Genomic DNA, 14,123 nt, shown 5'->3' with positions numbered 1-14,123 from the left:
CCACGCCAGCCTGCCTCAGCCTGTCTGGGGCAGGTCGATCACAAAGCGTGTCCATCCCCCTTCAAAGCGAGCCTGAATCCCCCCGCCATGGGCCAGTACGGTGGATCGGGTGATCGCAAGTCCCAGCCCGGCATGCTCGCTGCTTCCTTCATGGCGCATCGGATCCTCCCGATAGAAGCGGTCGAACAGGCGCGGCAGCGCCTGCGCTGCTATCGCGGGGCCGGTATTGGCGATCTCTATGTGCAATCCCGGTGACAGCGTCACCTCGATGGTCCCACCAGGCGGGGTGAAGCGCAGCGCGTTGTCCAGCAGGTTGGACAGGGCTCGGCGCAGCATGTGCCGGTCGCCCGCTGTTTGCGCTTCGCCGCGGCGCAGCAGGGTGATGCCGGCATCCTCGGCCAGTGGCGCGTAGTACTCCAGCAGTGCGTCGGTCTCGGTCGCCAGGTCCAGGGCCTGTCGGCTGGGCATCAGCAGACCGTGGTCGGCCTTGGCCAGGAACAGCATGTCGTTGACCATCTGCGCCATGTGCTGCAGTTCTTCGAGGTTGCCGTGAAGGGCTTCGCGGTATTCCTCCAGGCTGCGGGGGCGGGTGAGGGTGACCTGGGTGTGGGTCAGCAGATTTGACAGCGGCGTGCGCAGCTCATGGGCGATGTCGGCGGAAAACGCCGAGAGGCGCTGAAAGGCATCATCCAGGCGTTGCAGCATGGCGTTGACGGTCTGGCCGAGCTCGGCGAGTTCTTCAGGCAGTTGCGCCACTGGCAGGCGTGTGGTGAGCGAGCGCGCATTGACGCTGGCGGCCACCGCGCCCATCTGGCGCAACGGTCGCAAGCCTCGGCGTGCAGCCCAGGCGCCGAGGAGGGCTGTGGCCAGCGCGCAGAGCCCGACGGTCAGCCAGATCAACTGCTGCATGCGTTGCAGAAAGTGCTGATGGTGGGTGATGTCGAGAAACAAGGTGATCTGAGCGTTTGGCAAGGCCTGGCACAGGCTGCGGTAGTCCATGCCGTCACTGTGCAGGGTGGCCAGGCCCGGCTGGCGGGGCTCCTGCGGCAAGCCTTCGCGGCTGTCGAACCACAGCGTACCGTCGTTGCCGCGAATGCGCAGGGCCAGGTCCGACTGGTGGCTGAGCTCGCTGCGCAGCGCCGGCAGGTGGTCGTCCAAGGCTGCGCGGGAGTCGACATCGGCCAGGTGCGCACGCAATTGCGAGAGGCGAGCGCTGAGCAACTGCTGGTCGAGTTCGATGAAGTGGCGCTCACTGGCATGGCTGAACAGCAACCCGGCGCTCAGCGAAACGGCGGCGGTGCAGGCCGCGAACAGCAGGGCCAGGCGCCCGCCGAGGGAGAGTCGGGGCATCAGTCGTGGCGCTCCTCGAGCACGTAGCCCATGCCGCGCACGGTATGGATCAGCTTGTTGGCGTGGTTGTCGTCGATCTTCAGGCGCAGGCGACGGATCGCAACTTCGATCACGTTGGTGTCGCTGTCGAAATTCATGTCCCACACCTGCGAAGCGATCAGCGATTTGGGCAGCACCTCGCCCTGGCGCCGCAGCAGCAACTCGAGCAGGGCGAATTCCTTGGCGGTCAGGTCGATGCGGCTGCCGGCGCGCTCGGCGCGGCGACGGATCAGGTCCAGGCGCAGGTCGGCCAGGGCCAGGGTGGTGTCCTGGGAGGGGCTGGCACCGCGGCGCAGCAGGCTACGTACCCGGGCCAGCAGTTCGGAGAAGGCAAAGGGTTTGACCAGATAATCGTCGGCACCCAGCTCCAGGCCATGGACGCGGTCTTCGACAGCGTCACGCGCGGTAAGGAACAATACCGGCGTGTCCAGCCCGGCCTGGCGCACAGCCTGAAGGATCTGCCAGCCATCCCGGCCCGGCAGCATGACATCCAGGATCAGCAGGTCGTGGTCGCCGGTGAGCGCGAGGAATTGACCCGTTTCGCCGTCGCCGGCCAGCTCCGTGGCAAAACCGGCTTCGCTCAGGCCCTGGCGCAGGTATTGGCCGGTCTTGGCCTGGTCTTCGACGATCAGCAGTTTCATGCACTGTCCATTGTCAAAAAGGTAAGCGCACAAGCACTCCAGTTTTCATAGAACAGCCCGGAGTGTCGTGCCGCAGCATTGGCTCAAATGATACGTGACGATCGGCAAGCGCGCCCAAGCTGACAAACTTGTAATCTGCCTGTCAGCTAGCCGCCAGTCCTATGGCCCTAGAGTGGCTCCATCTCTAGCGCACAAACCGGAGTTGCCATGAAACACCTGATTCTCGCCGCTACCCTCGCCGTGGCCAGCCTGCCGGTCTTCGCCGATGCCGCCAAGACCTTCGGCTTCGGCGAGCCGGCTCCGGCCTCCAAGGCCACCCGTACCGTCGATGTGGTGCTCAAGGATATCGCCTTCGAGCCCAAGAGCCTGCAGGTCAAGGCCGGCGAGACGGTGCGCTTCGTGGTGATCAACGAAGGCAAGCTGGCTCATGAGTTCAACCTGGGTGACAAGGCCATGCACGTCGAGCACCAGAAGGAGATGGCGGCCATGGCGGGCATGGACCATGGCAACATGGCCGGGATGGACCACAGCCAGATGGGCCATGGCGGCAACGGGCATGATCAGGGCAACACTGTGCTGGTCCAGCCCGGGCAGCGCGCCGAGCTGACCTGGACCTTCCGCAAGTCGGCACCCATCGAGTTCGCCTGCAATGTGCCGGGCCACTATCAGGCGGGCATGGTCGGTCAGTTGACCATCGAGTGACTTCATCCCCAAGGCGGGCTGCAAAACCGGTAGAATGGCGCCATTCCCGCGCTTTCAGGTCAGATACATGCATCCCGCCGCCGAACACTCCCCGCTGGGCAAGTCCAGCGAATACATCGCCACCTACACTCCGTCGCTGCTGTTTCCGATCCCACGCACGGCCAAATGGGCCGAGCTGGGTGTGACCGCGCAGACCCTGCCGTGGCAGGGCGTGGACTACTGGAACTGCTTCGAACTGTCGTGGTTGCTGCCCTCCGGCAAACCGGTGGTGGCCATCGGCGAGTTCGCCATTCCGGCCGACTCGCCGAACATCATCGAGTCCAAGTCGTTCAAGCTCTACCTCAACTCGTTGAACCAGACGGTGTTCGCATCGATCGGCGAGCTGCAGGCATGCCTGGAGAAGGACCTGTCCGCTGCGGCAGGCAAGCCTGTGAGTGTTCAGGTTCGAACGCTGGGTGAAGTCGAGCAGCAGGGGGTGGTGGCCTTGCCGGGCCAGTGCATCGATGCGCTGGATGTGAGCATCAGCAACTACGAGCAACCCCAGCCTGAGCTGCTGAGCTGCAACTCGGAGCGTATCGTCGAAGAAACGCTGCACAGCCACCTGCTCAAGTCCAACTGCCCAGTCACCGGCCAGCCTGACTGGGGGAGTGTGGTGGTCGAGTACAAGGGCAGCGCGCTGGATCATGCCAGCCTGCTGACCTATCTGGTGAGCTTCCGCCAGCATGCCGACTTCCATGAGCAGTGCGTCGAGCGGATCTACCTGGACCTGTTGCGCCTGCTGAAGCCTGAGCATCTGACGGTGTATGCGCGTTATGTGCGCCGGGGTGGGTTGGACATCAACCCGTACCGCAGCAACGGGCCGATCAGTGCGCGCAACGGGCGGTTGGTGCGGCAGTAAGGTCAATGCTTGGCGCCCCAACCAGCGCGAGGCCGCTCCTGCAGAGCGTGCGCTGACTGCAGGGCGGCGCCGGGCGGTGAAATCAGATCCCCATGCTGTGCAGCGAGTTGGCAATGCTGCGCAGCGTCGCCGTGAGGTCCGGGTGATCGGCTTCGAAGCGCTCGATGGCCAGGTTCACGCCATCGACCAGGTTGTTGTCTGGCGTGGCCTCTTCGAGCTTCAGTTGCGCTTCGATCTGTCGCGCTTCTTCATGCAGGCTGGCGAGTTCTTCTTCCGACAGCGGTACGTTTCGATCCAGTTGCTCGCGCAGGCTGTTGAGGCGCTCTTGCAATTCGCGGGCGGGCATTGGCTGTTCTCCATCAATGACTTGGCAAGCCATGGACCTCGGCGAAGCGGCAAAGGTTCTGGCCTGACTTCAAGCGTAATCCACTTGCCGGCGCTTTGCATGACCGGCATCAACGACGCTGTGTCAGGGTTTTTCACCCTTGCGCCGCCGCTGAGCGATGTCCGCGAGGCAGGTTTCCAGTGATTCCAGGTGGTCGATCACCGAATGCACGCCCAGGCCGAACAGCTCGAGGGTGGCTTTGCCGCGGGCCAACTCCTGCTCCTGTACGCTCATGGCTTGCCACAGATTCGATGCCTGGTCGCACGACGGGCTGCAGGCGGCGAGGCCGACCGTCCACAATCCGGCGTTCAGGCCCGACTGCAACAGGCGCGGCTCGCCACTGACCAGTACGCAGCCGTCGAGGCGATCACTGTTCAATGACATCAAGGCATGCCAGCAGGCATTCGGTGAAGGCCATGGCGAACCGTTGGCGACCTGGCCGGGCAGCCAGTCCGGGAGCACGCTGGCCAGACGCTCGCCTTGATGGTTGTGCAGATCGTCCAGCCAGATGCAGGGTACTTGCTGGCGCCGCAGCTGTTCTAGGGTGTCCAGGGCGCCAGGGGCGGGCAGGGGGCTGCCGTTCGCGGTCTGGACCAGGCAGCCGCGCAGGCCGAACAGCACAGCAGTGAGGGCAGGTGCTTCGTGCATGGCAACATCCCTGAAATACACCGCAGGCTAAACGCCCTTCATGACGGTCGGATGACAGTTGGAAGATGAAACTCTTGTTCACAAAATGTTGAACAAAGGTGTGTAATGCTGGCTGCCTGCCAGATTGCCTTTATACTGGCGCACTATCCAGCAGCGCCTTCAGGCGGCTGCCACCGTGAAATCCGATGGAGAAACATCTATGCAGAGGATCGGTGCCGGTGTGATCGAGCGAATCACCCAGGCCTGTGTCTGTGCCAGCCTGTTGCTGGCGCCTGTGGCCGCCACCCAGGCGGCGACCGAGGAAGATCCTTGGGAAGTGGTCAATCGACCGATCTTCAGGTTCAACGACACCATTGATACCTACGCCCTCAAGCCGTTGGCCCAGGGCTATCAGGCCGTCACCCCGCAGTTCCTCGAGGACGGCATTCACAATGTCTTCCTGAACCTGGGCGACGTCGGCAACCTGGTCAACAATGTCCTGCAGCTCAAGCCTCGCGCCGCAGGCATCGACACGGCGCGGCTGATCGTCAACACCACATTCGGCCTGGGTGGCTTCATCGACGTCGGCACCCGCATGGGGCTGCAGCGCAACGACGAAGATTTCGGCCAGACCCTCGGCTACTGGGGCGTGCCCAGCGGGCCATACGTGGTCATTCCGCTGCTTGGGCCAAGCACGGTGCGTGACGGCCTGTCCAAGTACCCGGACTCCTTCACCGAACCCTACCGCTATATCGATCATGTACCGACCCGCAACTCGATCTTCGCCCTGAACGTGATCGATACCCGCGCCAGCCTGCTGTCGGCAGAGAAGCTGATGCAGGGCGACAAGTACATTTTCATCCGCAACGCCTACCTGCAGAACCGCGAGTTCAAGGTCAAGGACGGCGAAGTCGAAGACGACTTCTGAGTCAGGCGAACAGAAGAAGGCGACCGCAAGGGTCGCCTTCTTCGTTTTGGCGCAATGTGAGAATGGGGCATTGGGGGCACTGAATCCTTTTCACGCCTGGTGCGTTCAGCTTCTCTCCGATTGGCGGCACAATGGCGGTCGTTCTCATTCTCAAGGGTGGCTGGCCCCATGGCGGCATTCAAGCGCTCCGATCTGGCGGACCTGAACGTGTTCTTCACCATTGCTCGCCGCGGCAGTTTCGTCGATGCCGCCAACGAACTCGGGCTGACCGCCTCGGCGTTGAGCCACACGATGAAGAAGCTCGAAGATCGCCTCGAAGTCCGCCTGCTCAATCGTACCAACCTTCAGTGGCACTGACGGCCGCCGGCAGCGATCTCATGCAGTCCCTGGCCCAAGGCTTCGAGGCCATCGGCCACGGCCTCAATACCCTCGAAGACTACCGCAAGGCGCCAGTCGGCCGCCTGCGTCTGAACATTCCCCATGACGCCGGGCGCCTGCTGATCCTGCCGGTGCTTGATCAGTTTTTGTCGCGCTTTCCCCAGGTGCACCTCGACCTGGTGATGGACGACCGCATGCTCGACATCGTTGCCGAAGGCTTCGATGCCGGTATCCGCTTCGGTGCAACCGTGCCCAGGACATGATCGCAGGGGTTGCTCGGCACGCTCGACGATCTGGGCGTGGGTTGCATCGCCTTCTCGCCGTTGGCCCAGGGCATGCTCACCGACAAGTATCTGCAGGGCGTGCCGAGTGAATCGCGCGCCACCCGTGGCGGTTCGCTGCCCTCGCGCATGCTCGGCGATGACAACCTGGCGCGCATCCGCAGCCTCAATGATATCGCCCAGGCCCGCGGCCAGACCCTGGCGCAGATCGCGATTGCCTGGGTGCTGCGTGACTCGCGGGTGTCCTCGACGCTGATCGGCGCTCGCACACTGGCGCAACTCGACGACTCCCTCGATGCGGTGGGCAATCTGCAGTTCACCGCCGACGAGCTGGCCGCCATCGACCGTCATGCCACCGATGGTGGTGTCGACCTGTGGAGTGTGTCGTCGAACATCGGTCGTCGCTGAACCCTGATCCTTTCAAGACTTGCCCTCGAGTGGCTCCAGGCATTTACATCCTGTAATTGTCTGGCCGCTCAAGGGCTTTTCTATGCCCAACCGTACGCCAAACGGCCCCGCCAAATAACCGCTGGTGATTAGCACAGCGAACTCGACCCTCGTATGCTTGAAACGCCCCGCGGATGGGAGTACCGTCTGCGCCTTACAGGGCACCACTGCGATTTGCTGGACAGGTTTTCTTGTCCTACACCTCAAAGAGAAGTGGTCACAGAGTATTCCAGTAGCCGTCCGTCGCCCTTGCCGATGCCCGCTACGCCAACCAATCGGCGCCGTTCGCCCACATGCAGAAAACCAGTGCAACGCTGCTGATCATCGATGACGACGACGTGGTTCGTGCAAGCCTCGCCGCCTATCTGGAAGACAGTGGCTTCAGCGTCCTCCAGGCCGGTAATGGCCAGCAGGGGCTCCAGGTCTTCGAAGAACACCAGCCCGACCTCGTGATCTGCGATCTGCGCATGCCGCAGATGGGCGGCCTCGAACTGATCCGCCGGATCACCGAGCACGCTCCGCAGTTGCCCGTGATCGTGGTGTCCGGTGCCGGCGTCATGAGCGATGCGGTCGAGGCCTTGCGCCTGGGCGCGGCCGACTACCTGATCAAGCCGTTGGAAGACCTTGCCGTGCTCGAGCACTCGGTGCGCCGTGCGCTCGACCGTTCGCGCCTGGTGCTCGAAAACCAGCGCTACCGCGACAAGCTCGAAGCTGCCAACCGGGAGCTGGAGGCCAGTCTGCACCTGTTGCAGGAAGACCAGACCGCCGGCCGCCAGGTGCAGATGAACATGCTGCCGGAAAAGCCGTGGACCGCGGGCGACCTGTCGTTCGACCACCAGATCATTCCCTCGCTCTACCTCTCCGGCGATTTCACCGATTATTTCCGCGTCGACGAGCGCCGCATTGCCTTCTACCTGGCCGACGTATCCGGCCATGGGGCGTCCTCGGCATTCGTCACCGTGCTGCTCAAGTTCATGACCACCCGCCTGCTGTTCGAATTCAAGCGCAACGGCAAGATGCGCGAGTTCAAGCCGTCGCAGGTGTTGGCGCACATCAATCGTGGCCTGATCAACTGCAAGCTGGGCAAGCATGTGACCATGGTCGGCGGGGTGATCGACGAGGAGACCGGCCTGATGACCTACAGCGTCGGCGGCCATCTGCCGCTGCCGGTGCTCTACACCCCGGGCCAGGCCCGCTACCTGGAGGGCCGTGGCCTGCCGGTGGGGCTGTTCGATGAAGCCACCTACCAGGACCATGTGCTCGAGCTGCCGCCGCGCTTCAGCCTCACGCTCATGTCCGACGGCATTCTGGACCTTTTGCCCGGGGATACACTCAAAGATAAGGAAGCGGCCTTGCCGGAAATCGTCAAGACCGCGGGGGGCAGCCTGGACGGGCTGCGCCAACGATTCGGATTGGCTACGCTTGGGGAGATGCCGGATGATATCGCCCTATTGGTGTTGAGCAGGAACCTTCAATGAGTACCGGTAGAATCCAGTTCGCCGAGCAGAGCGGTACCTTCGTACTGAAATTCGTCGGTGAAGTGCGCCTGACCCTGTGTTCGGCGCTGGATGCGACGATCGAGAAGATCTTCACCGCACTGAACTTCTCGGCCATCGTCATCGACCTGACCGAAACCGAGAGCATCGACAGCACCACCCTGGGCCTGCTGGCCAAGTTGTCGATTCTGTCGCGGCAGAAGGTCGGCCTGTTGCCGACCGTGGTCACCACCAATCCGGACATTTCCCGGTTGCTGCAGTCGATGGGGTTCGACCAGGTATTCAACATCGTCGACCGTCCGCTGCCATGCCCGGATTGCCTGAGCGACTTGCCATCGCAGGATCAGAACGAAGAAGTGGTGCGCTCCAAGGTGCTGGAAGCGCACAAGATTCTCATGGGGCTGAACGATTCCAACCGCGAAGCGTTTCGTGACCTGGTGAGTGCGCTGGAGCGTTCCTGACTCGGCGCCAACGGCGCCCTGTATCCGCTAGCGCTCCACCTCATGGCTGTGCACGAACTCCGTCGCTTCACCTCCTTCGGCACTCAGCTGGACAACCCGCACCGGCCGCCCCTGCTCGTCGAAGAATACCTGCCCCAGGCCCGCGCCATTCCACAGCCGCTCCCCGGCCTTGCTTCGGCTTGGCACGCGTGGCACCACCTCCATCGATCGGCGCTTTGTGAACCAGTTGAGTGGCGAGCGTGGTGAGTACAGCCAGCGGTTCAGGCGGTCGAGCACATCCAGCAGGCGCACTGGAAAGGTGTTCTTGATCCCGCTGCTGGTGACCTGCCACAGGTGTGGGCTGCGTTGGCGGTGGCGGATCAGCACCTCGTAGACGAATGAATAATGCACATCCCCGGACAGGATCACGTAGTGCCCTGGCGTGCGGGAATGACGGAAGATATTCAGGATCACCTGCGCGGAGCCGCGATGGGCCATCCAGTTCTCGGCGTCCACCAGCAGCGGGTAGCTCAGCGCAGTGAACACCCGCTGCACCGTCTCGATCAGCTTGACCCCGAAAATCGGCGCCGGTGACACGATGATTGCCGATGGATGATCGAGCAGGGCCTGCTGCAGTTCGCACAGCGCCTCCCAGTCGAGCAGCCCGGACGGTTTGCCCAGCTTGCTTTCGCTGCGCCAGCGCCGGGTGCGGGTGTCCAGCACGCGCAACGGTGGGTTGCTGGGCAGGTCGTACTGCCAGCCCTGGAAACGCAACAGGTCGCCGATCAGTGTATCCAGGGCCTCACCGTCCAATGCGCCCTGCGGTGCATTTGCAGTCAGTGCCTGCAACCCTTCGACCAGCGTCGTACAGCCCTCGGGGTCATTGCCCCAGCCTTGGCACAGCAGGTAGCCGAGCAGGGCGTTGCCGATGATCCGGCGCGAGAAGGGGTGGCCATAGGCGGTCTGTTCCCATTGCGCCGACAGGTTCCAGTCATCGGTGATGTCGTGGTCGTCGAAGATCATCAGGCAGGGCAGGTGGGCCATGGCGCGCGCCACTTGACCCAGGCCGTCGCGGAACGCCTCGATCAGCGGCAGTTCGTTCTGATAGCGCTGCTGGCGCGCGGCAGTGAGCCCCTCGGGCGCCTCCAGCTCCACCAGTGTCCAGGGCGTGGGCGACCAGACCAGCAGGTACATGGCCATGACCTCGGCAAAGGTCACCAGGTGGTTGTCGGCATTGCTCGACGAGAAGATCGGCTTGCGCTTGCCCCGGAAGAAGCGTTGGCGCAGCGGCTCATTGCCCTGCTGGGCGGGCAGCAGGTCGGCGCGATGGTAGTAGCAGGCGGGGTGACGATAGAGCGCCTGGCTGCTGTCGACCAGCGCGCCGTCGAGGGGCTCGTCGAATAGCTTCAGGCGTTCGATCAACCCGTGGATGGCCTTGAGCGTGGGGCCGGCGACATCGTCTGCATAGACCTGGTCGCCGGTCATCATCAGCAGTGCCGGGCGTTGTTCGGGAGGGGGATTGTCGAGCAGCAGGCGGTCGGCGCAGAGCAGGCCGTCGGCGGCGGGGTGATGGGGTTTGCGGCACGAGCCGTGCAGCAACGGATCGATACGTTTGCGCAGAACGAAGCTCGGGCGGCAGGCACCTGGGTAGAGCAGGTGCGGTGCCCAGTCGGCGATGCCCTGGCCATTGTCCAGGTGCAGGTCGTAGCCCAGCGCGACGTCCTCGGGCAGTGCCTGGTCGATGTGCACTTCCAGCAGATGGACGAAGGCATGCTGGCCGATCGGAACGACCCGACACTCCAGGTGGGTACTGACCTGCGCGCCGTCCAGCACGAATCGAGGGTTCAGCGGGCGCGAGCCGACCAGCCAGATGGCCAGGCGTTGCGGCTCCAGGCGGCGCAGCACGGGGCCGGCGAGGACGAGGGGGAGGGTGGTGGTCATTGCTTCCATCTGTTGGGAGGCTGCCGGCCCCATCGCGGGACAAGCCCGCTCCCACAGCGGCACCTATCCCATGGCAGGGAACATGCTTCTGTGGGAGCGGGCTTGTCCCGCGATAGGCCGGCAGCCTCTTTTTCGAATACACAAACGCAAACGGGCGGGAAATACTCAGTACTTCCCGCCCGTTCCACAACTCGGATATGTATCAGCCTTTGTCGGCCATCAACGCCTCGAGCTTCTCCTGGTCGCGCGCAAACTGGCGAATGCCTTCGGCCAGCTTCTCGGTGGCCATGGCATCTTCGTTCATCGCCCAGCGGAACTGGCTCTCGTTCAGCACCTGCTTGGCTTCGCCAGCATTGCGTGGTGTGAGGATGCGCGGCAGCTCGCCTTGGTCGTCGCTCAACTGCTGCAGCAGTTCAGGGCTGATGGTCAGGCGATCGCACCCGGCCAGTTGCTCGATCTGCCCGACGTTACGGAAGCTTGCGCCCATGACCACGGTGTCGTAGCCGTTGGTCTTGTAGTAGTCGTAGATGCGTGTCACCGACTGCACGCCTGGATCCTCGGCGCCGACGTACTCCTTGCCGGTGCTCTTCTTGTACCAGTCGTAGATCCGGCCCACGAACGGCGAGATCAGGAACACCCCGGCGTCGGCACAGGCCTGGGCCTGGGCGAAGGAGAACAGCAGCGTGAGGTTGGTCTGGATGCCTTCCTTTTCCAGCTTCTCGGCGGCGCGGATGCCTTCCCAGGTAGAGGCCAGCTTGATCAGTACGCGATCCTTGGAAATGCCGGCAGCTTTGTACAGGTCGATCAACTGGCGAGCCTTGTTCAGCAACGCCGGCTCATCGAACGACAGGCGTGCATCGACCTCGGTGGAGATACGGCCGGGGATGACCTTGAGAATGCCCGCGCCCACGGCTACCGCGAACTTGTCGCAGGCCAGGTCGACGTTGCCTTTGGCGTCGGCCTTGACCTGTTTGAGCAGGTCGGCGTAACCCGAGATGGCCGCGGCCTTGAGCAGCAGCGAAGGGTTGGTGGTGGCATCGACCGGCTTGAGACGGGTGATGGCATCCAGGTCCCCGGTGTCGGCGACCACGGTGGTGAACTGCTTGAGTTGTTCCAGCTTTGAGGTCATGGGCGTGCTCTGTCCTGATGCTCTGTCCTGTGAGTGTCTTGACATTACCCGAGCCCTGACGGCCACTCAAGGCCAAACACAGGCTAAGGCAATCCTGCGTCATGCGGGCGCGGGCTGGCCCCGTGCTGGCCACATGGCAGCCCCAGGATGGGGCCGTCGAATCCCCCTTCGAGTCCAACCCCCGCCCAGGGTTCCCTAGCGTCCGACCAGCAACTCTGCCGCCTGCTCGACCACCTTCAGCGGCTCGGCCGCCTTGTGAATGTCTGCCGACAGCAACTGGCGGAACCGGCGCGCCCCCGGGAAGCCCTGGCCCAGGCCGAGGATATGCCGGGTGATGTGATGAATGGCCCCGCCACTCTCCACATGCGCCACAAGGTACGGCATCAGCCGCGCCATCGCCTCGCTGCGCGTCACGACGGGGACGTCGCTGGCGAACAGTTGTTGATCCACCTCGGCCAGCAGGTACGGGTTGTGGTAAGCCTCGCGCCCCAGCATCACGCCGTCGAAGGTCTGCAGGTGGGTGCGGCATTCGTCGAGGGTCTTGATCCCGCCGTTGAGCACCAGCTCAAGGTCCGGGAAGTCCTGTTTCAACTGCGCCGCCACCTCGTAGCGCAGCGGCGGCACCTCGCGGTTCTCCTTTGGCGACAGGCCTTCGAGGATCGCGATCCGCGCATGCACGGTAAAGCTGCGACAGCCGGCGTCGCGCACCTGGCCGACAAAGTCGCACAGCTCGGCATAGCTGTCGCGGCCATTGATGCCGATGCGGTGCTTGACCGTCACCGGAATCTCGACCGCATCGATCATCGCCTTGACGCAGTCGGCCACCAGCGCCGGATGGCCCATCAGGCAGGCCCCGATCATGTTGTTCTGCACCCGGTCGCTGGGGCAGCCGACATTGAGGTTGACCTCGTCGTAACCCGCTTCCTGGGCCAGGCGAGCACAGGCGGCGAGTTCAGCCGGGTTGCTGCCGCCCAACTGCAAAGCCAGCGGGTGCTCGGACTCGTCATGACGCAGGAAACGCGCGGCATCGCCGTGGAGCAGGGCGCCGGTGGTGACCATTTCGGTGTAGAGCAGGGCGCGTTGGGAGAGCAGGCGCAGGAAGTACCGACAGTGGCGGTCGGTCCAGTCCATCATGGGTGCAACGCTGAACCGGCGGGACGGCTCAGGGGGCGTGATCTGTGGCTTATGGCCTGGTTTTGCTGTGTTTGCGTTCAACGTGTTTCGTACCGATTTTCGGGGGTTTTGAGGCGTTTTTACCAAGCGCTTGGTGCAATGTACCAATCGACACTACACGTGTACCAATTCCCTATGGCAACGATCAGACTGCGCAAGAAAGCCGATGGCACCACCAGCTACACCGTCCAGATTCGCATCAACCGCGACAAGGTCACAGTCTACCAAGAGAGCCAGACGTTCGCCCGCAAACAGGCGGCTGTGGCATGGGTGAAGCGACGCGAGACCGAATTGTCGGAGCCGGGCGCAATCGAGCGGGCGAACCGTGTGGGGCGTCCGATTGCGGCGATGATTGACCGGTACCTGGTAGAAGCGGAGAAAGCCCGGCCGCTAGGCGTGACCAAGCGACAGACACTCAGAGCCATCCAGAAAACCTACCTCGCTGAAGTAGTCGACTCCAATATCACCCAGCAGGTGCTGGTCGACTACGCATTGTGGCGAATGAGTCCCGAGGGTGGTGGAGTCAAACCGCAGACGGCAGGTAATGACTTGGCGCTCCTTGGGTCGGTTCTGTCGCTGGCCAGGGCAGCGTGGGGTTACGAGATCGACGCGCGAGCTATGCCTGATGCTCGTCTTGTCCTCAAGCAATTCGGCTACAACATGCGTAGCCGCGAGCGGGATCGACGTCCGACAATGGATGAGCTCGACAAGGTACTAGAGCATTTCTTCGAGATGCTGAAGCGTAGGCCAACCGCTATTCATATGCCCAAGGTGGTAGCGTTCGCGATCTTCTCGACACGAAGAATGGATGAGATCACCCGTATCCGCTGGGAGGATCTGGACGAACACCGTCAGGCGGTGAAGGTGCGTGACATGAAGAACCCTGGCCAGAAGATCGGCAATGATGTCTGGTGTCACTTGCCAGATGAGGCATGGCAGATCTTGCAGAGCATGCCGCGTCGGTGTCCTGAGATATTTCCGTTCAACACGGACTCAGTCGGCATGTCTTGGGCGAGAGCTTGCAAGGTGGTCGGGATAGATGGGCTCCATTTTCATGACCTTCGCCATGAAGGAGTGAGCCGGTTGTTTGAAATGGATTGGGATATCCCGAGAGTATCGAGTGTTTCCGGACATCGTGATTGGAATTCTCTTCGTCGGTATACTCACTTAAGAAGCCGAGGTGATAAATACCGGGGCTGGGTGTGGTTGAAGGAAATCATTGAAAGTGAGGTAGTGCTCGGTGCTAGGTCTAGATGACAAGGAGAAAG

16 protein-coding genes are annotated in these 14,123 nt (G+C 62.8%); 9 read left to right on the top strand and 7 right to left on the bottom strand.

From position 1 onward, the window contains the following. Positions 1-15 precede the first annotated feature (15 nt). Together ACK3BK_RS17110 and cinR are read right to left on the bottom strand one after the other, a co-directional pair. Entirely contained in the window at positions 16-1,353 is a 1,338-nt protein-coding gene (locus ACK3BK_RS17110) for a heavy metal sensor histidine kinase (RefSeq protein WP_411384486.1), read from the bottom strand. Further along, positions 1,350-2,030 (bottom strand): two-component system response regulator CinR, encoded by a 681-nt coding sequence (gene cinR / locus ACK3BK_RS17105; protein WP_186666289.1) that lies wholly within the window; start codon positions 2,028-2,030, stop codon positions 1,350-1,352. Before cinR ends, ACK3BK_RS17110 begins: the two co-directional genes overlap by 4 nt. 207 nt (positions 2,031-2,237) lie before the next feature. On the opposite strand from cinR, the gene ACK3BK_RS17100 reads away from it, so the two are divergent. Then, entirely contained in the window at positions 2,238-2,732 is a 495-nt protein-coding gene (locus ACK3BK_RS17100) for a plastocyanin/azurin family copper-binding protein (RefSeq protein WP_411382953.1), read from the top strand. A 67-nt stretch (positions 2,733-2,799) separates the two neighbouring features. Beyond that, positions 2,800-3,630: an NADPH-dependent 7-cyano-7-deazaguanine reductase QueF gene (gene queF / locus ACK3BK_RS17095; RefSeq protein ID WP_186666287.1), complete on the top strand. Its 831-nt coding sequence runs from the start codon at positions 2,800-2,802 to the stop codon at positions 3,628-3,630. Between the two features lie 82 nt (positions 3,631-3,712). Here the strand turns inward: queF and ACK3BK_RS17090 are convergent, their stop codons facing one another. Further along, positions 3,713-3,976 (bottom strand): DUF4404 family protein, encoded by a 264-nt coding sequence (locus ACK3BK_RS17090; RefSeq protein WP_063545619.1) that lies wholly within the window; start codon positions 3,974-3,976, stop codon positions 3,713-3,715. A gap of 123 nt (positions 3,977-4,099) precedes the next feature. Beyond that, on the bottom strand, positions 4,100-4,663 hold the full coding sequence (locus ACK3BK_RS17085) for a phosphonoacetaldehyde phosphonohydrolase-related protein (RefSeq protein WP_186666286.1): 564 nt from the start codon (positions 4,661-4,663) through the stop codon (positions 4,100-4,102). A gap of 199 nt (positions 4,664-4,862) precedes the next feature. On the opposite strand from ACK3BK_RS17085, the gene ACK3BK_RS17080 reads away from it, so the two are divergent. From ACK3BK_RS17080 to rssC, 6 genes are all read left to right on the top strand, one after another. Then, complete coding sequence (locus tag ACK3BK_RS17080; protein WP_186666285.1) at positions 4,863-5,570, top strand: VacJ family lipoprotein; 708 nt, start codon at positions 4,863-4,865, stop codon at positions 5,568-5,570. Between the two features lie 168 nt (positions 5,571-5,738). Next, positions 5,739-5,927: a LysR family transcriptional regulator gene (locus ACK3BK_RS17075; protein ID WP_411382952.1), complete on the top strand. Its 189-nt coding sequence runs from the start codon at positions 5,739-5,741 to the stop codon at positions 5,925-5,927. Positions 5,928-5,947: 20 nt separating this feature from the next. Next, positions 5,948-6,211 (top strand): LysR substrate-binding domain-containing protein, encoded by a 264-nt coding sequence (locus tag ACK3BK_RS17070; RefSeq protein ID WP_186719934.1) that lies wholly within the window; start codon positions 5,948-5,950, stop codon positions 6,209-6,211. Between the two features lie 9 nt (positions 6,212-6,220). Next, positions 6,221-6,637 (top strand): aldo/keto reductase, encoded by a 417-nt coding sequence (locus tag ACK3BK_RS17065; protein WP_411382951.1) that lies wholly within the window; start codon positions 6,221-6,223, stop codon positions 6,635-6,637. A gap of 332 nt (positions 6,638-6,969) precedes the next feature. Beyond that, complete coding sequence (gene rssB / locus ACK3BK_RS17060) at positions 6,970-8,154, top strand: two-component system response regulator RssB (protein ID WP_186666280.1); 1,185 nt, start codon at positions 6,970-6,972, stop codon at positions 8,152-8,154. Continuing rightward, complete coding sequence (gene rssC, locus ACK3BK_RS17055) at positions 8,151-8,633, top strand: anti-sigma factor antagonist RssC (protein ID WP_054894422.1); 483 nt, start codon at positions 8,151-8,153, stop codon at positions 8,631-8,633. The genes rssB and rssC overlap by 4 nt, the downstream gene beginning before the upstream one ends. 27 nt (positions 8,634-8,660) lie before the next feature. On the opposite strand, the gene ACK3BK_RS17050 is transcribed toward rssC, so the two are convergent. The 3 genes from ACK3BK_RS17050 to dusA form a co-directional block, all read right to left on the bottom strand. Continuing rightward, positions 8,661-10,553 (bottom strand): alkaline phosphatase D family protein, encoded by a 1,893-nt coding sequence (locus ACK3BK_RS17050; RefSeq protein WP_411382950.1) that lies wholly within the window; start codon positions 10,551-10,553, stop codon positions 8,661-8,663. Positions 10,554-10,755: 202 nt separating this feature from the next. Continuing rightward, positions 10,756-11,682: a transaldolase gene (gene tal, locus ACK3BK_RS17045; RefSeq protein WP_411382949.1), complete on the bottom strand. Its 927-nt coding sequence runs from the start codon at positions 11,680-11,682 to the stop codon at positions 10,756-10,758. Positions 11,683-11,877: 195 nt separating this feature from the next. Further along, complete coding sequence (gene dusA / locus ACK3BK_RS17040; RefSeq protein WP_411382948.1) at positions 11,878-12,816, bottom strand: tRNA dihydrouridine(20/20a) synthase DusA; 939 nt, start codon at positions 12,814-12,816, stop codon at positions 11,878-11,880. A 174-nt stretch (positions 12,817-12,990) separates the two neighbouring features. On the opposite strand from dusA, the gene ACK3BK_RS17035 reads away from it, so the two are divergent. Then, complete coding sequence (locus ACK3BK_RS17035) at positions 12,991-14,112, top strand: tyrosine-type recombinase/integrase (protein ID WP_411382947.1); 1,122 nt, start codon at positions 12,991-12,993, stop codon at positions 14,110-14,112. Positions 14,113-14,123: the final 11 nt, after the last annotated feature.

This window comes from Pseudomonas sp. L7 (genome assembly GCF_046605565.1).
Classification (GTDB): Bacteria; Pseudomonadota; Gammaproteobacteria; order Pseudomonadales; family Pseudomonadaceae; genus Aquipseudomonas; species Aquipseudomonas wayambapalatensis.
The sequence above is the reverse complement of the archived record's forward strand: the minus strand, read 5'-3'. Positions and strand labels throughout refer to the sequence as shown.

Excerpts from the sequence above, each read along its gene's own strand:
- cinR (WP_186666289.1), bottom strand. The coding sequence starts at position 2,030 with ATGAAACTGCTGATCGTCGAAGACCAGGCCAAGACCGGCCAATACCTG.
- ACK3BK_RS17100 (WP_411382953.1), top strand. The coding sequence starts at position 2,238 with ATGAAACACCTGATTCTCGCCGCTACCCTCGCCGTGGCCAGCCTGCCG.
- queF (WP_186666287.1), top strand. The coding sequence starts at position 2,800 with ATGCATCCCGCCGCCGAACACTCCCCGCTGGGCAAGTCCAGCGAATAC.
- ACK3BK_RS17090 (WP_063545619.1), bottom strand. The coding sequence starts at position 3,976 with ATGCCCGCCCGCGAATTGCAAGAGCGCCTCAACAGCCTGCGCGAGCAA.
- ACK3BK_RS17085 (WP_186666286.1), bottom strand. The coding sequence starts at position 4,663 with ATGCACGAAGCACCTGCCCTCACTGCTGTGCTGTTCGGCCTGCGCGGC.
- ACK3BK_RS17080 (WP_186666285.1), top strand. The coding sequence starts at position 4,863 with ATGCAGAGGATCGGTGCCGGTGTGATCGAGCGAATCACCCAGGCCTGT.
- ACK3BK_RS17075 (WP_411382952.1), top strand. The coding sequence starts at position 5,739 with ATGGCGGCATTCAAGCGCTCCGATCTGGCGGACCTGAACGTGTTCTTC.
- ACK3BK_RS17070 (WP_186719934.1), top strand. The coding sequence starts at position 5,948 with ATGCAGTCCCTGGCCCAAGGCTTCGAGGCCATCGGCCACGGCCTCAAT.
- rssB (WP_186666280.1), top strand. The coding sequence starts at position 6,970 with ATGCAGAAAACCAGTGCAACGCTGCTGATCATCGATGACGACGACGTG.
- rssC (WP_054894422.1), top strand. The coding sequence starts at position 8,151 with ATGAGTACCGGTAGAATCCAGTTCGCCGAGCAGAGCGGTACCTTCGTA.
- ACK3BK_RS17050 (WP_411382950.1), bottom strand. The coding sequence starts at position 10,553 with ATGACCACCACCCTCCCCCTCGTCCTCGCCGGCCCCGTGCTGCGCCGC.
- tal (WP_411382949.1), bottom strand. The coding sequence starts at position 11,682 with ATGACCTCAAAGCTGGAACAACTCAAGCAGTTCACCACCGTGGTCGCC.
- dusA (WP_411382948.1), bottom strand. The coding sequence starts at position 12,816 with ATGATGGACTGGACCGACCGCCACTGTCGGTACTTCCTGCGCCTGCTC.
- ACK3BK_RS17035 (WP_411382947.1), top strand. The coding sequence starts at position 12,991 with ATGGCAACGATCAGACTGCGCAAGAAAGCCGATGGCACCACCAGCTAC.